Origin of the sequence: Nocardia testacea NBRC 100365 (assembly GCF_000308775.1) — a bacterium.
GTDB lineage: Bacteria > Actinomycetota > Actinomycetes > Mycobacteriales > Mycobacteriaceae > Nocardia > Nocardia testacea.
In genome coordinates, this window is sequence record NZ_BAGJ01000047.1 from 1 (window position 1) to 19225 (window position 19225).

Sequence of the window (19225 nt, forward strand, 5' to 3'; positions counted from 1 at the left end):
TGGGGGTTCGGGGCGGACCGGGCGGGTATCGGCGGTCTGCTGGTGGTGCTGGGCGCCGGGCTCGCCGCTCTGCTGTTCGTACCGGCTCCGGACGCTTCGGGCAGCAAGGAGCCAGCGCAGACCCCTGTCGTCTGACGCGCCCGGCAGTTCGCGTCAGGGCTTCCAGGCGCCCATACCGAGGGCGATGAGCCGGATCTGCTGGATGGTTCGGTCGATCACCGGTTGTTCCGCGCGTCCGGTGGCGCCGACATAGTCGGCGATTCCGTCGATCACGGTGGAGACCAGCAGGTCGGCGGCGACCTCCAGATCGCCCGGGGTCCAGTCGTCGAGTGCCGGGATCCGGGACAGATCCGCCACCAGCTCACGCACGATCAGCTGGAGTTCGAGTGCGATGGCCGAACGCAGTGCCGGGCTGCCGCCGCGCTGCTCCCGGATCAGGAAGCCGTACAGCTCCCGCTTCTGGACGACCTCCCCGAAGACGAATCGCACCGTTTCCGAGAGGCGGGCATCGGGGGTGCGGCGTAGCTGTCGCAGTGCCAGGCGCAGCGCCTGGACGCCCTCGTCCACCAGGGTGGCGCCCAGATCGTCCAGGGAGTCGAAATGCCGATAGAAGGCGGTGGGCACGATACCGGCCGAGCGGGCGATCTCGCGCAGGCTCAGCGCACCGAAACCGCGTTCGGCGGCCAGGGCCAGCGTGCCGGTGAGCAGGGCCTGCCGGGTGCGCTCTTTGCGCTCGACGCGGCTCGCTCCCTGATCGGTCATTTCAGTGAGCATACAGCCGTTCACCATTCCCTCATCTCCCTCTTGTCGCCCGCGTCACACCGATTACTGGTTGACAGTTACCGCGGGGTATCCGGCACACTAGTTGAGTGTACAGGCGTACACCGAAATAAGTTCGACCTCGTGACATGACCGACAGACAGGGACGGAGAACTCCCATGGTGGCCCTCCTCGATCTGGTGCAGACCCTGACCACTCCGCATCCGGTGGACCGGTATCTGGAACTGGTACGCCCGATGCTGACCGTTCGCGATATGCGAGCCCGCATCGTCGAAGTGGACCGCTCGGTTCCCGGAACGATCTCGCTGAGTCTGCGCCCGACCCGGCAGTGGGACGGGCTGCGCGCGGGCCAGTTCCTGCAGCTGGGCGTGGTGATCGACGGTGTGCGTCACCTGCGCTGCTATTCGCCGGTGAACTCCCAGCACGATCGGCGCCGCCGCCTCGACCTCACCCTCCGGGTGCATCCGCACGGCCTGGTGTCGCGGTATCTGCACGAACACGCGCGCCCCGGCATGATCGTGGACCTCGAGCCGGCCTCCGGTGTCTTCCATCTCCCGGATCGGCGACCCGAGCGGGTGCTGCTGATCAGCGGCGGCAGCGGGATCACGCCGGTGCTTTCCATGCTGCGCACCCTCGTCGACGAGAAATACTCCGGCGAGGTGGTCTTCCTGCACTACGCCCGCTCGCCGGAACTGGTGCCCCACCGCGCGGAACTCGCCGGAATCGCTGCCGCCCACCCGCATATCGCAGTCGAGCTGCGGTATCCGGAACGGGACGGCCGGGGTTTCGAGCACGACGAACTCGTGCGAGTGGCGCCGTGGTTCGCCGACGCGCAGACCTATCTGTGCGGTCCACCGCCGCTCATGGACTCGGTCCGGGCGGTCTACGCGGACGCGGACGTGAGTGAACGCCTGCACACCGAAGAGTTCGTCGCCACCACCGCGCCGGTGGACGACGCGGAGGTGGCAGGGGCCACGACCTTCTCCGCCAGCGGCGTCACCGCGGCGAACACCGGGTCGTCCCTGCTGGAGCAGGCCGAAGGCGCCGGCCTCAGCCCGGAATTCGGCTGCCGGATGGGGATCTGCTTCTCCTGCACCTCGGTCCGGCGCAGCGGCTGCACCCGCAACCTGCGCACCGGGGAGCTCGAGTCCGACCCCGACCAGCCGATCCAACTCTGCGTCCAGGCCGCTGTCGGCGACGTGGACATCGAAATCTGACATCGACAAGGGGAGAACAGATGACCATCCTCACCGAGACCAAGGACGGACCGCTGGTCCTCTCACCCGACCAGGTCGAGGAGATCGGCCGCACTCTCGACGAACTGCGCGACCGTATTGTCGCCGATCTGGGCGAGCGCGACCGCGAGTACATCTACGACATCATCAAGGCCCAGCGTGGATTCGAGATCGCCGGGCGCGGCCTGATGTACCTGGGCTTCCTGCCGCCGTTCTGGCTGGCCGGCGTGGCCGCGCTGAGCGTGTCGAAGATCCTCGACAATATGGAGATCGGCCACAATGTCATGCACGGCCAGTACGACTGGATGCGTGAGCCGGGCCTGAATTCACGGGTGTTCGAATGGGATACCGTCTGCCCGGCGGATCAGTGGAAGCATTCGCACAACTACATGCACCACACCTACACCAACATCCACGGCCGTGACCGCGATATCGGCTACGGCGTGCTGCGGATGGACGAGGGACAGGACTGGAATCCGTACTACCTGGGCAATCCGCTCTACGCGTTCCTGCTGATGGTCTTCTTCGAATGGGGCGTGATGTTGCACGACCTCGAGGCCGACAACATCGTCAAGGGCAAACGCAGCTGGTCGGACCTGAAACCGCTGATCAAAGGTCAGCTCCGTAAGTCGGGCCGGCAGGTCCTCAAGGACTATGTGGCCTTCCCGCTGCTGACCGGTCCGCTCTTCCTGTCCACCCTCGCCGGGAACGCGACGGCGAATCTGGTGCGCAACCTGTGGGCGTACTCGATCATCTTCTGCGGGCACTTCCCCTCCGGTGTGCAGACGTTCACCGAAGAGGAGACCGCCGAGGAGACCCGGGGCGAATGGTATGTCCGGCAGATGCTCGGCTCGGCAAATATCTCCGGTAGCCGGCTGTTCCACATCATGTCCGGCAATCTGTCGCACCAGATCGAGCACCATCTGTTCCCGGATCTGCCGGCCAACCGGTATCCGGAGATCGCGCCGGAGGTGCGCGCGCTGTGCGAGAAGTTCGGGCTTCCCTACAACACCGGGCCGCTGGGCAAGCAGATCGGTTCGGTCTGGGCGAAGATCTTCCAGCTGGCGCTGCCGCCGCGCTTGACGGAGTCCCGGATTGCCCGGTTCCTGCCCGCTGTGCTGCGGAAACAGCCCACTGCCGGTGTTATCGTGATGCGTCAGCAGAGTGCTACCGAAGCGGGCGTGTGATGATCGGCAAATTCGAGGCCAACAAGGATCTCATCCAGGAGCTCACCACGTCGGGGGCGCGCCGGGTCGGCAATATCGCGAGCATCATCACCGGCACGGTCTCGGAGGTGACGCGGGAGATCGGGGAATGGATCACCGACGCCATCGAGATGAACGAGGCCGCCGCGGCGGCCAAGCGTGACGCCGCCGAACGCGACGCCGCCGGGGTGGGCACGGACGACGGGGAGCTGCGGGAAGCGGGGCGGGGCGGGGCCGGCACTCCGCCGGCGCGGGAGAGCGACGTCGTATCGGCCGCCGATATCGTCGACGCCGAGATCGCCGATCCCGGCCCCTCCGGCACCCGGCACTGATCCGATCCGGAAACCGCTCGGTGGGACAACTCACACCGAGCGGTTATCCATGGGCTAACCTCGGCTGGTGCCCGCCTATGTGTCCTCGCCGGAGCTGACCTTCGGTTTCCTGTTCGCGCTGGAGGACCCCGAGCGGATCGCGGAGATGGTGCGCGACCTCATGGAGCGCAAAACCGTCTCGGTCTTCCGCCTTGCCCGGCTGTCCGACGACGCGGGGCCGCCGGAACGCTATGTGGTGAACTGGGCGGCCATCCCGCAGATCTCCATCACCACGACAGCGCCCGACCCGGCCGAACTGCGAGCCGACCAGGTGATGCTGGTCAACGCCTTCCTCGGCGACGCGGGCGAGATCCGGCTGTACTCGCAGGGCAGTACGCCGCAATAGACCCGCCACTCCGTGCGATCCCCGTGACTGGTGGTTATCCGCCGTTACCGAACTGTAGCCTTGTTCGGGGGATCTGAACGAGCGATGGGTAACAAGGAGTGGGCGCAGTGGAGAACGTGATACGGCTGCTGATCGTATTCGGGGGCACGCTGGCCGTGACCATCGCCCTGGGTTGGGCGATAGACCGCGGCCTCCGATACTGGTCGGCCCGGCACCCCAAGACCACGATTCCGGGTCTGCTGCGGCGGATCCAGCTGCCGCTGCAGTTGTTCCTCGGCTTCGCCGCGCTACGGATCACCTATCCACTGGCCGATCTGAACCTGCGCCAGGACACGGTGATCCTCAGCGTGCTCGCCTCCATGGTCACCATGTCGGCGGTCTGGCTGGTGGTCCGGATAGCCGACGCGGTGGCCGACGGCCTGCTGAACAGCTATTCCCGCCGGGCCCGCGACCCGCGCCGGGTACGCCAGCTGAACACCCAGTTCACGCTGATCCGCCGGATCACGACCGCGCTGCTCGCGGTCGCGACGGCGGCGATCGCCATGCTGGTCATGTTCCCCGGTCTGCGCGTACTGGGCACCTCCCTGCTGGCCTCGGCCGGCATCATCGGCATCATCGCCGGTGTGGCGGCCCAATCCACGCTCAGCAACCTCATGGCGGGTCTGCAGATCGCCTTCGGCGATTCGGTGAAGATCGGCGACACGGTCGTCGTGGAGGGCGAGATGGGAACCGTCGAGGAGATCACCCTCTCCTTCCTCACCGTCCGGATCTGGGACGATCGCCGGCTCACCATGCCGGTCTCGTATTTCAACAGCAAGCCGTACGAGAACTGGTCGCGCGGTGGCCCGCAGATGACCGGCACCGTGTTCCTCTACCTGGACCACAGCGCCCCCGTGGCCGAGCTGCGCGAGCATCTCTACGAATACCTGAGCGAGCACCCCGACTGGGACGGCCGCAGCTGGAATCTGCTGGTGACCGACAGCACCCCCACCGGTATCGAGGTCCGGGCGTCGATGACCGGCCGTGATTCGGACGCGGTGTGGTCGCTGCGCTGTGCGGTCCGTGAGGAGCTGATCAGCTGGCTGAACGGTCAGTATCCGGGGGCGCTGCCGCGCCTGGCCGCGCTGGACGGATTCGACAAGACCCCGGTCAGGTAGGCCCTCCGGCCGGCGGGCGGCGGTCCGGTCGGGCCGCCGATTGATCTCGATGGCGTGTCGGTGCGACGGGACCCACGGCGAAATGATGTGTGATAGCTCACAATTGAGGGACGGTCGAGCCGGTTGGGACGGCTGGACCAGCACCCTCGAAGGAGCGTTGATCACAATGCCTGCTCCCGCCGGTTATCCGGTCCGAGTCCGCGGCGATCTGGACCCCGCGCTGTCGCGCTGGTTGTGGATCGTGAAATGGCTTCTCGCCATTCCGCACTACATAGTCCTGTTCTTCCTGCACATCGGTTATGCCGTCGTCACGGTGATCGCGTTCTTCGCGATCCTGTTCACAGGTAGATACCCGCGTGCTCTGTTCGACTACAGCGTCGGGGTCATGCGGTGGTCCTGGCGTGTCAGCTTCTATGCCTGGACGCCGGCCGGTACCGATAGGTATCCGCCGTTCTCCCTGGGCCGCGACGACGACTACGCGGCGGATCTGGACATCGACTATCCGGCGACGCTGCATCGCGGGCTGGTCCTGGTGAAATGGTGGCTGCTGGCCATTCCGCACTATCTGATCATCGGCGGTATGACCGGTGCCGCCTGGCTGGTCGATTTCGACGACGCCGACAGCACGGCCAGTGCCGCGGGTATCCCGCTGATCGGTGTGCTGACCTTCGTCGCCCTGGTCGGGCTGCTGTTCGCGGCACGCTATTCCCAGGGGTTGTTCGATTTCGTGATGGGGATCAACCGGTGGATCCTGCGAGTGCAGGCCTATGGCTCGCTGCTCCGCGACGAATACCCGCCCTTCCGCCTGGATCAGGGCGCCCGCGACGAGGTGGCGCCCCCGCCCGCGGTCGATACGAGCAAACCGGAGGCCTGAGTCCACTACCGGCCGAACGAAAAAGCCCGAGGGCCAGTGGGCCCTCGGGCTTTCCAGGGTGAGTGACGGGACTCGAACCCGCGACAGCCAGGATCACAACCTGGTGCTCTACCAACTGAACTACACTCACCATCGCCGGTTTGCACCGGCGGCCTAGATAGTAGCGCGTCTACCCCTCCGCAAGCCAATCGGTTACCGGTGTGCCGGTCTCCCGGCCCTAAGCGGGGCCGGGCGCACCGCCGCCGGTTCCACCCGTGGAACCGGCGCTGACCTCGGCGGCGATCGCGGAGATCTCCGCGGTCGAGGGTCCCGGCGCGGGGACGAAGGCGGTGCGCCGGTAGTACTCGAGCTCCCGGATGGATTCCTGGATATCGGCGAGCGCGCGATGGGCCAGTCCCTTCTCGGGCTGGCCGAAATAGATCCGCGGGTACCAGCGACGGCACAGTTCCTTGATCGAGCTGACATCGATCATCCGGTAGTGCAGATGCGCGTCGAGCTCCGGCATGTCCCGGGCGATGAAACCACGATCGGTGGCGATGGAATTACCGGCCAGGGGCACCACCCGGGCGGTGGGCGCGTACTGCTTCACGTAGTCGAGTACCTGCCGCTCGGCCTCGGCGACGGTGACCGTGGAGCGCCGCACCTCTTCGGTGAGGCCGGACCGGGCGTGCATCTCGGCGACCACCTCGGGCATCGCCGCGAGGGCCTCGTCGTCGGCGTGGATGACGATATCCACCCCGTCACCGAGAACATTCAGATCGCTGTCGGTCACCAGGGCGGCCACCTCGATCAGTTTGTCGGTGACCAGGTCGAGCCCGGTCATCTCACAATCCATCCACACCACTAATTTGTCCGACACCCGCACCACCCTAATCAGCGCCGCCACCCACCGAGCGCAATCACCACCCGCTCCGTGTGGGAAGTCCGCGGACGGCGTTCCGGTCAGCCGCCGAGCTTCTTGTAGAACGCGCCCGCGATCGGGGCGGTGACCGCCCTGGGCCCGTAGTTGCCGGCGGCGCTCATACCCTTTCCGATCAGGCCGGGCACCACCCGCATCTTGTTGCGGGCCAGCGCGTCGATCGAGATCCGGGCCGTGTACTCCGAGGACACCCACAGGAAGTCGGGGACCATACGGTCTACCAGGGAGGCGTCGGCGGGATCAGGAGTCTCGGTACGCACCGGCCCCGGGGCGAGCAGGGTGATGTGTACCCCGGAGCCCTTGAGCTCGCCGCGCAGCGATTCGGCGAAGGTGTTGGCGAAGGCTTTGCTGGCCGCGTAGGTGGCGTTGTTGGGAATCGGCATGTTTCCGGCCGCCGAACCGCTCACCAGAATGCCCCCGGCCCGCCGGGCCAGCATCGCGGGCAGTACGGCCAGGGTGAGGTCGTGGACGGCGACGGCGTTCAACTCCAGCTGATCGCGTTCGTAGGCGGGATCGAGGGCGGCGAGGGGACCGAAGGTCGCGATACCCGCGTTGTTGCAGAGGATCGAGATGTCGCGGCCGGCGAGTTCCTCGGTGAGCGGGGCGCGCTGTGCCCGGTCGGCGAGGTCGACGGCGCGGACTTCCGCGGTGATGCCGTGGTCGCGGGTCAGGCGGCCGGCCAGTTCGTCGAGGATCTCACCGCGGCGTGCGACCAGGATGAGCGAATGACCCCGACGGGCCAGTTCGGTGGCGAGCGCGGTTCCGATTCCGGATGAAGCGCCGGTCACCACGGCGCGGCTCTCGGCGGCAGGCGAAGGCAAACCCATTCCCGACACCCTAGATGGCGCTGCCGGGTGCGGCCCGTCCGCAGCCTGTGCACGGACGGAGTGAACGCGGGACAACACAGTGCGCGGGATGCGTGGTGAGCGCGGCGGTGAGCGAGTCGAAAAATCGGAATCGACCACCGGGATTGTGTGTTTGGAGCGCGCCGGAGCGGGTACACCCACTCCGACTGGCCCGAACAGCTCAGTCGGGTGGGTGGAGCGCCCCCGGCAGGAATCGAACCTGCGACCTAGGGATTAGAAGGCCCTTGCTCTATCCAACTGAGCTACGGAGGCAGTGGTTCCACCATGGCGGACAACGGCCGCGCTGTCCAGCCGAAAAGTGTAGCGATCGTCCGGATCGTTTGATTTGGGCTGCCCGGAAACAGCCCCGGCGGGCCGAACGATGCTCGCCGAACTACTCTCGAACCTATGTCGTCAGCCCAGGCTCCCGCCGCCGAACCCGCTACGAAAGCCGGTCGGCCCAGTGGCTCGGCGGTCGTTCCGGCGGTGCTGACCGTGTTCGCCGCGGCTCTCGCCGCAGTGGTATCGATGCTCGTCGTGGGCCTGTCGGCCGCGCAGGCGCTGAGCCTGCTCGGCATTCCCGACCCCGGTCCGCTGACCACCTACGGCCTGCCCGCGGTCCGGGCACTGGCCGATCTCTTCGCGGCCTTCACGGTCGGCTCGCTGCTCTTCGCGGCCTTTCTCGTGCCGCCGCAGCGCGGCGGTCTACTCGATACCGGGGGCTACCGCGCGGTGCGGCGGGCCTCGGGTCTGGCGGTGGCCTGGGCGGTATGCGCCGCGCTGCTGGTCCCGCTGACCGTCTCCGACAGCACCGGGCGGCCGGTCACCGAGATCCTGGCGCCCCAGGATCTGTGGGGAGTCGCCGGCGAGATCGAACTCGCGGGTACTTGGCGGCTGACCGCGATCGGAGCGCTGCTGCTGGCGGTCGGCTGCCGGCTGGCCCTGCGCTGGGGCTGGACGCCGGTGCTGTTCGGCGCGTCGGTCGCGGTGATGATGCCGCTGGCGCTCACCGGGCACTCCGCGTCCGGTGGCGCCCACGATGTGGCCACCAACAGCCTGATCCTGCACCTGATCGCTGCGGCGGTCTGGGTCGGCGGACTCGGCGCGCTGCTGGTCCACGCACTGCGCGACGGCACCCATACGGCTCTGGCGGCACGACGTTTCTCCGCGGTGGCCCTGGTGTCCTTCGTGGTGCTGGCGGTCAGCGGGGTGGCCAACTCGTGGGTGCGGGTGCCCTGGGACGAACTGTTCACCAGCACCTACGGCCGGCTGGTACTGGCCAAGGCCGCCGCCTTGCTGATCCTCGGCGTCTTCGGCTGGTTCCAGCGGCGGGCGGCGCTCCCGGCGCTGGCCGCCGACCCCGGTGATCGGCGCGCGCTCGCCCGTTTCGCGAGTGTGGAGCTGCTCGTCTTCGCCGCGACCATGGGTTTGGCGGTCGGTCTGGGCCGGACCCCGCCGCCGGCGCCGACGAGCGTGCCCACCCCGATGGAGGTCGAGCTCGGGTACAACCTGGACGGCCCGCCCACGGTGGCGCGGCTGCTCTTCGACTGGCGGTTCGACCTGATCTTCGGCACCCTCGCGATCGTGCTGGCGGTGCTCTATCTGCTGGGCGTCCGGCGGCTGCGGGCGCGCGGTGACGCCTGGCCGGCGGGCCGGACCGTGGCGTGGCTGCTCGGCTGTGCGGTGTTGCTGTTCACGACCTCGTCGGGGGTCGGCCGGTACGCGCCCGCCATGTTCAGCGTGCATATGGGCGCGCATATGGCGCTGTCGATGCTGACCCCTATCCTGCTGGCCCTGGGCGGCGTGGTGACGCTCGCGCTGCGTGCGCTGCCGCCGGCCGGCCGGGACGGGGCCCCGGGCCCCCGGGAATGGATCCTGGCGGCCGTGCACAATCCGGTCTCCCGTTTCCTCACACAGCCGATTGTGGCCTCGGTGCTGTTCGTGGCCGGTTTCTACGCCTTGTACCTGGGCGGGATCTTCGACGCCTACGCCGATTCCCATACCGCGCATCTGCTGATGAACCTGCACTTCCTGCTGAGCGGCTACCTCTTCTACTGGGTCGTGATCGGGATCGACCCCAAACCACGCCGGGTGGAACCGCTGACCAGACTGGCGATGGTGTTCGGTTCGCTGCCCTTCCACGCCTTCTTCGGGGTCGTGTTGATGGGGACGAGCACGGTGCTGGCCGGCTGGTTCTATCGCAGCCTCGATCTCGGCTGGCATATCGATCTACTGGGTGATCAGCGCACCGGGGGCAGTCTGGCGTGGGCCACCGGTGAGGTACCGCTGGTCGTGGTGATGCTGGCGCTGCTGGTCCAGTGGTCACGCAGCGACGCGCGGCTGGCCCGGCGCACCGACCGCGCCGCCGAACGCGACGACGACGCGGAACTCGCCGCGCACAATGCCATGTTCGCCGAATTGGCCAAGCGAGATCGGGCAAGTAGGTAGATGACCGAGCAGAAAATCCCGCTGACACCTGTGCCACCGCTCCGGCGTATCTATCGGTCGGATGTGCGGGCGGCGCGTCGGCGCCTGACCGGACGCATTCGCAAGACCCCGGTCTTCCACACCGCCGTACCCGGACCCGGCGGGCCCGTCCCGGTCACGCTGAAGTTGGAGTATCTGCAGCACGGCGGCACCTTCAAGGTGCGCGGTAGCTACAACGCGCTGCTCTCGGAACGGGTGTGTCCCGAACATGTGGTGATCGCCTCGGGCGGCAACGCGGGAATCGCCGCGGCGCTGGCGGCGGCCGGGATGGGGAAGACCTGCACCGTGGTGGTACCGGAATCGGCGCCACACACCAAGGTCGCCGCCATGTGGTCGCACGGCGCCGAGGTGCGCTGGCACGGAACCACCTATGCCGAGGCCTACGACCACGCCTGCGAGATCACCGCCGAACGTGGGGCGCTGCAGTTGCACGCCTACGATCTGCCCGCGGTGGTGGCCGGGGCCGGGGTGATCGAACTGGAGATCGAGGAGCAGGTCCGGGGCCGGCCGCCGATCCTCGTCGCGGTGGGCGGCGGCGGGTTGATCGGCGGTATCGCCGCTGCCGGCGGACGCCGCCGCGAGATCGTGGGCGTGGAACCCGAGGGGATTCCGACTTTGAATTCCGCGCTGGCCGCCGGCAAGCCGGTCGACGTGGAGGTATCCAGTATCACCGCCGATGCCCTGGGGGCCTCCCGGATCGGCGAAATCGCGCTCGATGTGGCCCGGCGCTACGACGTCCGGTCCACGTTGGTGACCGACGACGCGATCACCGATGCGCGGGACTATCTGTGGCGGGAATTCCGGATCGTTGTCGAACTCTCCGGCGCGGTGGCCCTGGCGGCGATTCTCAGCGGCGCCTATGTGCCGCGTGCGGGCGAGCGGCCGGTGGTCGTCTTGTGCGGGGCGAATACCGAACTCCCGGTGCTCTGACACGTTGTCCGTTCGCCGGTGGTGCTGTGGAGGTAGATCACAGTCTCCACCCGTAACAGGTTCATGCGTGCCCCGGTCCGGATGCATAAACTGATGCGAGTGCAGCAATCTCTCGCGACAGTGTTCGTCGGTCGCGACACCGAGGTCGCGGCGCTGGCCTCATGTGGACATACCGCCCTCGCGGGGCGGGGCGCGGTCGTGCTGGTGGAAGGTGAAGCCGGCATCGGAAAGACCACGCTGCTCGGTGTCGCCGCCCGGCAGTTCGCCGAGCTGGGGTTGCAGGTGCGGTCGAGCCGCGCGCGAGAAATCCAGCAGGATGTGCCGTTCGCGGCGCTGGGCGCGTGGCTCCTCGCCGGGGACCTGCCCCCCGATTCCGAACCGATCCGGACCCTGTTCGACGGCGCCGGCCAGGTCGGAGACGCCGCGGCCGCACACGAATTCGCTCTCGCCGAACTCCTGCTCGACCAGATCCGGACCTGGTGCGCTGAGCAACCCATCGCATTGCTGCTCGACGACCTCCACTGGGCGGACCGGTCCAGCCTGGCCGTGCTACACCGGCTGTGCGCGCTCGCCGACCGGCTGCCGCTCGTCCTGGTGCTGGCGACCCGGCCCTCGACCGGCGAGCCGGCCTTCGCGGCGCTGGCCGCCGCCTTGGCCGCATGCGACGCCTCCACCATCCGGCTCGGCGCGCTGCCCGATGCGGCGGCGGCCACCATGGTCCGTGAGATGGTCGGTGCGCCGCCGACGCAGGCGCTGCTGCGACAGGTCGCCGCAGCGTACGGTCATCCGCTGCACATCACGGAGCTGGTGGCCGCATCGCTGTTGGACGACGGCGGCGGGCGGCCCGCGACAAGCTCCACTGCCCAGCCGGTCGGCTCCCTGGCCGAGGCGATCTGGCGTCGCGCCGAATCGCTGTCGCGTCCGACGCGCGACCTGCTGCCGATGGCCGCGGCGCTGGGACCGAAGGTCGATGTCGTGGAACTGGCCGCGGTGCTGGACGGCCACATCATGGAGGTGTGGAGTGCGGTGACCGAGGCAACGGATGCGGGTCTGCTCACCATGGTCGATTCCGAGCTGGCCTTCCGCCACGAGCTGATCCGGCACGTCCTGGCGGAGCGCTTACCCGCCTCCCTGCGCGCGGATCTGCTACGCCGGGCCGGGCGGGTGCTGCAGACCACGGGGGCACCGATAGAGCGGGTCGCCTACTACCTGTCGATCGGCAGCCGGGAACTGGAACCGGCAAGTCTGCAGTGGCTGCTCTCGGTATCCGACGCTCTCATCGTGCGTGCGCCGGAACTGGCGATGCGCCTGCTGACCCGCATAGTCGATACGGCCGGTCTCGATACGGCGACCCGCGCTGCCCTGATCCGGATGCGGACCCGCGCGTTGCTGTGGAACGGCCGGACCGACCAGGCCGAGGCCACCTTGCGAGTGGCGTTGCGGCACCGGCCCGAGCACGCCGACGACCCGGGTCTGCGCTGGTTGCTGGCGCACGTATGCCATGTCCAGGGACGATTGACCGAGGCCGTTCAGGTGGCCGAGACCGCGCTGAACACGCTGGACCTCGGCGACTCCGACGCGGCGCGTTTCCTGGGCCTGTGCGCGCTGGACAATTTCTTCCTCGAACGGTTCCCCGAGGCCGAGCAGGCCGGCCGGCGCGCGGTCGCGCTGGGGCGGCAGTCGGGCAATTCCCTGGCCACCGGGTATGGGCTGATGGCTCTCGGCGCCGTGCGCTACACCCAGGGGTATCTCGACGAAGCGCTGGAGATCAGTACCGAATCGCTCACGGTGTTGCAGGACGGGGCCGGATCCGACCAGATCGATCCGTACGTGCTGTACGCGCACTGCCTGATCGAGCTCGACCGCCCGGCCGCGGCCGTGGAGGCCCTGCAGACCGCAGTCGGCCACAACCGCCGGATGCACGGGGTCTACCTGGCGCCCAACCTCATGGCCAAAGCCCGCGTGTTCCTGTTGAACGGACGGTGGGACGAGGCGCTCGCGGAGTGCCGGGCATGCCTGGAAGCCGCCGATGTGCTCGGTTACGCGCCGGTCGCCCAGAGCGTGATGGCGTTGATCGGGATGCACCGCGGCGCGCCACCGCCCGGGGACACGCTCGCCCCGGACGACCGCTTGGGTAGCGCCGGATACGGGTACATGCAACCGTGGGTGACGGCCCTGGTCCACGAGACCAGAGGTAACCCGGAACCGGCGCTGCGGCTGCTGGTCGAGACCCACGCGCGGCTCGACGGAGGGATGAGCGCCTCGACACTGCACTACATCCTGCCCGATATCGCCCGCCTGGCCTTCGACGCCGGCGATACGGAGGCGCTGCACGGCGCCCGGACGGCGGCCGAGGAAGTGGTGGCCAGACAGTGGACCGCGTCCCGCTCCGGTATCGCGCAGTTGTGCCGCGGGCTGGCCGACCGTGATCCCGAGGCACTCTTCGCCGCCGCCCGGGAGTTCGCCCGCTGTGATTGGCCGCTCTATGAAGCCAAGGCTTACGAGGATGCCGCGATCGTGCTGGCCGCGGGCGGTCGCGGCGCCGACGCGCGGGACGCCCTCGAATCCGCCGTCCAGCTGTACACCCGGCTGGGCGCTTCGTGGGATACCGCCCGCGCGGTGGCCCGGATCCGGCGTTACGGGATCCGCCGGGGCGTGCGGGGCCCGCGTAACCGCCCGAAAACGGGCTGGGCGTCGCTGACCGATACCGAACGATCCGTGGCGGTCCAGGTGGCCGACGGCTCCTCCAACGCCGAAATCGCGGCGCAGATGTTCCTGTCGCGACGAACCGTCCAATCGCATGTGTCCAGCATTCTGGCCAAACTCGGCGTGCGCTCCCGGCGGGATATCGCCGCCGCCATGACGGCCGGCCGCTGACTCCGGCAGTCGCTCTTTCCACAAGCGCGCGACCGCGCGGAAGTTGTCCACAGATTCGATTCGCGCCCGCCACCGTCGCGTCGTACCGGTGACGATGAGTACGTCCCCGGATGCACCGGGCGAACGGAGGGGTGGAAATGTACGAAGCAGTGGCGACAGTGGTCGGTACCGTGGTGACGGAGCCGGTGAAACGAGAGCTGCCCGGTGGCGAGCAGATGCTCAGTTTCCGGTTGGCGAGTACCGCGCGGCGGCTGGATCGCGACACCGGTGAATGGGTGGACAACGGGACGCTCTTCCTCACGGTGAGCTGCCGGCGGCGGCTGGTGGCCGGGGTGGACACGTCGATCCACCGGGGTGACCCGGTTATCGTGCAGGGGCAGCTCCGGTCGAACGAGTACCAGACCCGGGAAGGTGCCCAGCGACGCGATCTGGAGATGCGAGCGCATACCCTGGGGCCGGACCTCACCCGCTGCACCGCCCGGGTGGAGCGCCGACGGCCCGGAAATCCGGCGACAACCGGGAATATTTCCGCCGGTCCCGGTGCTGCGACTGCGGAAACCGGGGTGGCGGGGGAGCAGAACGATCCATTGGTGGAGCAGTCGGCGCGCGACGAGGAACCCGTGAACGCCGACGTGTGAAACCGCATCGATGTGTGACGGATAGGGTGATCGCTATGGCTGAGTTCATCTACCAAATGAAGAAGGTTCGTAAGGCGCACGGCGACAAGGTCGTGCTCGACGATGTCACCTTGAACTTCCTTCCCGGCGCCAAGATCGGCGTCGTCGGTCCGAACGGCGCCGGTAAATCCAGCGTGCTGAAGATCATGGCCGGATTGGACCAGCCGAACAACGGCGAGGCCTTTCTCGCGCCGGGCGCCACGGTCGGGATCCTGCAGCAGGAACCGCCGCTGAACGAGGAGAAGACGGTCCGCGGCAATGTCGAGGAGGGCCTCGGCGAGATCAAGGTCGCACTCGACCGTTTCAACGAGATCGCCGAACTCATGGCCACCGATTACTCCGACGAGCTCATGGATGAAATGGGCAAACTCCAGGAGGAGCTCGATCACGCCGACGCCTGGGATCTGGACTCCCAGCTCGAGCAGGCGATGGACGCGCTGCGCTGCCCGCCGCCGGACGAGCCGGTGACCAATCTGTCCGGTGGGGAGCGCCGCCGGGTGGCCCTGTGCAAACTGCTGCTCAGCAAACCCGACCTGCTGCTGCTCGACGAGCCCACCAACCATCTCGACGCCGAGAGCGTGCTGTGGCTCGAACAGTTCCTCGCTCAGTACCCCGGCGCCGTCCTGGCGGTCACCCACGACCGGTACTTCCTGGACAATGTCGCCGGCTGGATTCTCGAACTCGACCGGGGCCGGGCCATCGGCTACGAGGGCAACTACTCCACCTATCTCGAGAAGAAGGCCGAGCGGCTCGCGGTCCAGGGCAAGAAGGACCAGAAGCTGCAGAAGCGGCTCAAGGACGAACTCGCCTGGGTCCGGTCGGGCGCCAAGGCGCGTCAGGCGAAGAACAAGGCGCGTCTGGGCCGCTACGAGGAGATGGCCGCCGAGGCGGAGAAGATGCGGAAGCTGGACTTCGAGGAGATCCAGATCCCGGCCGGTCCGCGACTGGGCAGCGTGGTCGTCGAGGTCGAACACCTGGACAAGGGTTTCGGCGACCGCCAGCTGATCAAGGACCTGTCGTTCACCCTGCCGCGCAACGGCATCGTGGGTGTCATCGGACCCAACGGTGTCGGCAAGACCACGCTCTTCAAGACCATCGTGGGCTTGGAGCAGCCGGACAGCGGCACGGTGAAGGTCGGCGAGACGGTCAAGCTGAGCTATGTCGACCAGTCCCGCGCCGGTATCGACCCGAACAAGACCGTCTGGCAGGTGGTTTCGGACGGGCTCGACTACATCGAGGTGGGTCAGCAGGAGATGCCCTCGCGCGCCTATGTGAGTGCGTTCGGGTTCAAGGGCCCGGACCAGCAGAAGCCGGCCGGGGTGCTCTCCGGTGGTGAACGCAACCGGTTGAACCTGGCGCTCACCCTGAAACAGGGCGGCAACCTGATCCTGCTCGACGAGCCCACCAACGACCTCGACGTCGAGACACTGGGGTCGCTGGAGAACGCGTTGGAGCAGTTCCCGGGCTGCGCCGTGGTCATTTCCCACGACAGGTGGTTCCTGGACCGCACCTGTACGCATATCCTCGCTTGGGAAGGTGACGCCGACAACGAGGCCAAATGGTTCTGGTTCGAAGGCAACTTCGAAGCCTACGAGGCCAACAAGATCGAGCGCCTCGGCCCGGAAGCCGCACGGCCGCATCGAGTAACACATCGCAAGCTGACCCGCGGGTAACGCCGCGAGACTTTTCCCGCTGCCCGGCTTCGGGTCTACCCTCGGGGTCGGTGTCGGTGTGTCCGAGAAAAACCGGATTCAAGGGAGTGGGAAATGACGGTCTCGTCCGAATTGTCCAGCGAGGCATGGGCTGCCGAGCTGCCGGACACGCTACGCGCCGACCTCGGCACCTTGGAGGACGGCTATTTCCGGCATGTCGAGACCGATGACGCCGATTGTGAGATCACCGCACCGACCCTGACCTTCCGGGCCCATCTGACACTGGCCCTGACCCGGCAGCCGGGTCAGGGCCTGGTCCGGGTCCACCACCCCGACGACGGGTCCGGCCTGGGGGCCGCGGTGCAGATCGTCACCGACGATATGCCCATGCTGGTCGACTCGGTGACCGCACTATTCGGCCGGATGGGCGGCACCATCAGCGAGGTCATCCATCCCATCTTCACGGTGGAACGGGCCGCCGACGGCACCCTCACCGCGGCTCGCCTGCACGAGGCGGCTCTGCGGCGCAACGGTACCGGGGACGGCCGCGAATCCTGGATCCACCTGCAACTGCACCCGGCGACGAGCGCCCAGCTGCTCGACGAGATCGCGGCCGCTGTACCGGACGTCATCAACGATGTCCGCCAGGTGAGCAGCGATACCGAGGCGATCCACGCCATCGTCGACGAATTGGCGACCCGGCTGGAACAGGCCGGTGATTCCGCCGCCGTGGCCGATGCCGATATCGAACCCGCCGACTGCGCACGCCTGCTGCGATGGCTGGCCGACGACAACTTCACCGTGCTCGGATACGCGCGCTACCGGCTCGAACCGGGTGCGGAACGACCGGCCCCGGTGGCCGATTCCGAACTGGGTGTACTGCACCCGGGAACCGCGACCGGCTTCCAGGTCCCGATCACCGCGGGCGCCCGGCCGCTGCTGCGGATGACCCAGGGACTGATCCCGGTGACCATGCAGCGCGCGGTGTACCCGTACTACATCGGTGTCGCCGATCTGGACAGCTCGGGTGAGGTCCGGGGGGAGCACCTGTTCGTCGGTGTCTTCACGGTCACCGCGCTGCACGAGAACGTTCTGGACATACCTGTGGTGGGGCAGCGGGTCCGCGCCGCCATCACCGACAGCGGATTCGATCTCGACTCGTTCTCCGGCCAGGCCATGCTCGAAGTGATGCAGGGCTTCCCGCGCACCGAACTGTTCTCCTCCGATGCCGCGACCCTGCGCCGGACTGCCACCGCGGTGCTCAATGTCGGCTTGCGGCGGCAGGTGCGACTGTTCCTGCGGGTCGATCCCTACGGCCGATTCGTCGCCGCCATGGTGTACCTGCCACGTGACCGCTACACCACCGCGGTCCGCCTGGAAATGCAGGACATCCTGGTCCGGGAGCTCGGCGGCGCATCGATCGACTACTCCGCGCGGGTCAGCGAAAGCGAACTCGCCAGTGTCTATTTCACCATCCGGATGCCGGATGCGGACACCACGGAACCGGTAGGGGCGGCCGAGGAGATCTCCGAGGACGAACGGCGGCGGATCCAAAACCTGCTCGCCGAGGCCAGCCGCACCTGGGACGACCATCTCAACGATGCCGTCAACGCGTCGACGGTGCTCGATCCGCGGATCGTGCGCCGCTACTGCGAAGCGTTCCCCGAAGGGTACAAACAGGATTTCAGCGCACGCCGTGCGCTGGCCGATATCGATCGCCTGGAGCGATTGCGGCCGGGAAGTATCGATCAGCACCTGTACCGGGTGGCCGGCGCGCCCGCGGGGTCCTGGCGCTTCACGCTGTACATCGGTGGCTCCGGAATATCGCTCAGCCAGGTACTCCCGGTCCTGCAGAGCCTCGGAGTCGAGGTGCTCGACGAACGCCCGTACCGGATCAGGCGCGAACGCGACGGCAGTGCGGCCGAGGAACGCTGGATCTACGACTTCGGCCTGCTGGCCAGCCACGAACTCCTGCACGGAGCGCTCGATCAGGATCTCGACGCCGAATTGCTCGAGGTGGCCCCCGATACGCTCGCGGCCCCCAAGGGAAAGGTGGCCGCCGCCGACCGGGTGCGCGACCGATTCACCGCCGCCTTCGACGCGCTCTGGTACGGCCGGGCCGAAGCCGACGGCCTGAACGAACTCGTACTGCGGGCCGGACTGTCCTGGCGGGCGGTCGCCGTGCTGCGAACCTACGCGAAGTACCTGCAGCAGGCCGGTTTTCCGTACAGTCAGGTCAATATTGCCCGGGTTCTGCACACCTATCCCGATGCGGCGAAACTGTTCGCGCAGCTGTTCACCGCCCGGTTCGATCCGGACAGCCACTCCACCGAACAGGCCGCCGAGCTCGAACAGCGTCTGCACGAGCGGATCGATCAGGTCGTGAGCCTGGACGCGGACCGCATTCTGCGGGCCATCCTCGGCCTGATCCGCGCCACCCTGCGCACCAACTACTACGTCACCGACAGCGACGGCGCTCCCCGTGACTTCATCTCCGTGAAGGTGGAACCGCAGGAGATCGCCGAACTGCCGCAGCCGCGGCCGAAGTACGAGATCTTCGTGTACTCGCCGCGGGTGGAGGGTGTGCATCTGCGGTTCGGTGCGGTGGCGCGTGGTGGTTTGCGGTGGTCGGATCGGCTGGAGGATTTCCGGACCGAGATTCTGGGTCTGGTGAAGGCGCAGGCGGTGAAGAACGCGGTGATCGTGCCGGTGGGTGCGAAGGGTGGTTTCGTGGTGAAACGCCCGCCGGCCGCCACCGGCGACGCCGCGACCGACCGCCAGGCCCGGATGACCGAAGGTATCGAGTGCTACCGCACCTTCATCTCGGGTCTGCTGGATATCACCGACAATGTCGATCTCGCCGGGGGACA

At 67.6% G+C, this 19225-nt stretch carries 15 protein-coding genes and 2 tRNA genes; 12 read left to right on the plus strand and 5 right to left on the minus strand.

The genetic code is table 11. The features are described 5' to 3' along the window. Positions 1 to 153: 153 nt before the first annotated feature. A complete protein-coding gene (locus ON38_RS06505; protein ID WP_245563939.1) occupies positions 154 to 762 on the minus strand; it encodes a TetR family transcriptional regulator in 609 nt (202 codons plus the stop codon). Between the two features lie 176 nt (positions 763 to 938). On the opposite strand from ON38_RS06505, the gene ON38_RS06510 reads away from it, so the two are divergent. From ON38_RS06510 to ON38_RS06535, 6 genes are all read left to right on the plus strand, one after another. After that, positions 939 to 1997: a ferredoxin reductase gene (locus tag ON38_RS06510; RefSeq protein WP_083872337.1), complete on the plus strand. Its 1059-nt coding sequence runs from the start codon at positions 939 to 941 to the stop codon at positions 1995 to 1997. 20 nt (positions 1998 to 2017) lie between these two features. Next, positions 2018 to 3202 (plus strand): fatty acid desaturase family protein, encoded by a 1185-nt coding sequence (locus ON38_RS06515; protein ID WP_039823199.1) that lies wholly within the window; start codon positions 2018 to 2020, stop codon positions 3200 to 3202. Beyond that, positions 3202 to 3552 carry a hypothetical protein gene (locus ON38_RS06520; RefSeq protein ID WP_039823200.1) on the plus strand — a complete coding sequence of 117 codons (351 nt, stop codon included), beginning with the start codon at positions 3202 to 3204 and terminating at the stop codon, positions 3550 to 3552. Before ON38_RS06515 ends, ON38_RS06520 begins: the two co-directional genes overlap by 1 nt. A gap of 67 nt (positions 3553 to 3619) precedes the next feature. Continuing rightward, positions 3620 to 3937, plus strand: coding sequence for a hypothetical protein (locus tag ON38_RS06525; protein WP_039823202.1), 318 nt, complete (start codon positions 3620 to 3622; stop codon positions 3935 to 3937). A 107-nt stretch (positions 3938 to 4044) separates the two neighbouring features. Further along, positions 4045 to 5094 carry a mechanosensitive ion channel family protein gene (locus tag ON38_RS06530; RefSeq protein WP_039823215.1) on the plus strand — a complete coding sequence of 350 codons (1050 nt, stop codon included), beginning with the start codon at positions 4045 to 4047 and terminating at the stop codon, positions 5092 to 5094. A 166-nt stretch (positions 5095 to 5260) separates the two neighbouring features. Next, positions 5261 to 5968, plus strand: coding sequence for a DUF4389 domain-containing protein (locus tag ON38_RS06535; RefSeq protein ID WP_039823204.1), 708 nt, complete (start codon positions 5261 to 5263; stop codon positions 5966 to 5968). 57 nt (positions 5969 to 6025) lie between these two features. Here ON38_RS06535 and ON38_RS06540 read toward each other — a convergent pair. From ON38_RS06540 to ON38_RS06555, 4 genes are all read right to left on the minus strand, one after another. Further along, positions 6026 to 6098: transfer RNA gene (locus tag ON38_RS06540), tRNA-His, on the minus strand. An 87-nt stretch (positions 6099 to 6185) separates the two neighbouring features. Next, a complete protein-coding gene (orn, locus tag ON38_RS06545) occupies positions 6186 to 6827 on the minus strand; it encodes an oligoribonuclease (protein ID WP_039823216.1) in 642 nt (213 codons plus the stop codon). 83 nt (positions 6828 to 6910) lie between these two features. Then, positions 6911 to 7714, minus strand: coding sequence for a mycolate reductase (cmrA, locus tag ON38_RS06550; protein WP_039823206.1), 804 nt, complete (start codon positions 7712 to 7714; stop codon positions 6911 to 6913). A 217-nt stretch (positions 7715 to 7931) separates the two neighbouring features. Beyond that, positions 7932 to 8005: transfer RNA gene (locus tag ON38_RS06555), tRNA-Arg, on the minus strand. 135 nt (positions 8006 to 8140) lie between these two features. Here ON38_RS06555 and ON38_RS06560 point away from each other — a divergent pair. The 6 genes from ON38_RS06560 to ON38_RS06585 all read left to right on the plus strand — a co-directional run. Beyond that, positions 8141 to 10180 (plus strand): bifunctional copper resistance protein CopD/cytochrome c oxidase assembly protein, encoded by a 2040-nt coding sequence (locus ON38_RS06560; protein ID WP_039823208.1) that lies wholly within the window; start codon positions 8141 to 8143, stop codon positions 10178 to 10180. Next, positions 10181 to 11149 carry a threonine/serine dehydratase gene (locus tag ON38_RS06565; RefSeq protein ID WP_051164439.1) on the plus strand — a complete coding sequence of 323 codons (969 nt, stop codon included), beginning with the start codon at positions 10181 to 10183 and terminating at the stop codon, positions 11147 to 11149. Between the two features lie 99 nt (positions 11150 to 11248). Continuing rightward, positions 11249 to 14026 (plus strand): ATP-binding protein, encoded by a 2778-nt coding sequence (locus ON38_RS06570; protein ID WP_169333250.1) that lies wholly within the window; start codon positions 11249 to 11251, stop codon positions 14024 to 14026. Positions 14027 to 14163: 137 nt separating this feature from the next. Next, positions 14164 to 14664, plus strand: coding sequence for a single-stranded DNA-binding protein (locus ON38_RS06575; RefSeq protein ID WP_083872340.1), 501 nt, complete (start codon positions 14164 to 14166; stop codon positions 14662 to 14664). Between the two features lie 35 nt (positions 14665 to 14699). Continuing rightward, positions 14700 to 16376 (plus strand): energy-dependent translational throttle protein EttA, encoded by a 1677-nt coding sequence (gene ettA, locus ON38_RS06580; RefSeq protein ID WP_039823212.1) that lies wholly within the window; start codon positions 14700 to 14702, stop codon positions 16374 to 16376. A 93-nt stretch (positions 16377 to 16469) separates the two neighbouring features. Then, a partial coding sequence (locus ON38_RS06585) for an NAD-glutamate dehydrogenase domain-containing protein (RefSeq protein ID WP_039823214.1) occupies positions 16470 to 19225 on the plus strand: 2756 nt, incomplete at its 3' end.